This window comes from Clostridium peptidivorans, assembly GCF_900205925.1.
In the GTDB taxonomy this organism is placed as follows: Bacteria; Bacillota; Clostridia; order Clostridiales; family Clostridiaceae; genus Clostridium_AK; species Clostridium_AK peptidivorans.
In genome coordinates, this window is the sequence record NZ_OAOD01000060.1 from 1 (window position 1) to 689 (window position 689).

Here is a 689-nt window from a genome sequence, read left to right on the forward strand (position 1 = left end):
GGGAGAAGGCGCATGAGACTCGAAAGCGTAGCTAAATTTCATTCGCAAAAAAGCCCGATGATGAGCGACTCACCCCGGGCCACGGCTTCTGACTCTCTTTCCGGTACTGATGTGATGGCTGCTATGGGGATGGCGCAATCACAAGCCGGATTCGGTATGGCTGCATTCTGCGGTAAGCACGAACTCAGCCAGAACGACAAACAAAAGGCTATCAACTATCTGATGCAATTTGCACACAAGGTATCGGGGAAATACCGTGGTGTGGCAATGCTTGAAGGAAATACTAAGGCAAAGGTACTGCAAGTGCTCGCAACATTCGCTTATGCGGATTATTGCCGTAGTGCCGCGACGCCGGGGGCAAGATGCAGAGATTGCCATGGTACAGGCCGTGCGGTTGATATTGCCAAAACAGAGCTGTGGGGGAGAGTTGTCGAGAAAGAGTGCGGAAGATGCAAAGGCGTCGGCTATTCAAGGATGCCAGCAAGCGCAGCATATCGCGCTGTGACGATGCTAATCCCAAACCTTACCCAACCCACCTGGTCACGCACTGTTAAGCCGCTGTATGACGCTCTGGTGGTGCAATGCCACAAAGAAGAGTGAATCGTAGTTTTTTTTTTCAAGCAGAAGACGGCATACGAGATAGGAGTCCGTCTCGTGGGCTCGGAGATGTGTATAAGAGACAGTTCTCG

General features: G+C 51.7%; 1 protein-coding gene. It reads left to right on the plus strand.

Annotation, left to right across the window (positions count from 1 at the left end; translation table 11 throughout):
- The first annotated feature begins 12 nt into the window (after positions 1 to 12).
- Positions 13 to 600: an antitermination protein gene (locus CRN98_RS17350; RefSeq protein WP_097028645.1), complete on the plus strand. Its 588-nt coding sequence runs from the start codon at positions 13 to 15 to the stop codon at positions 598 to 600.
- Positions 601 to 689 lie beyond the last annotated feature (89 nt).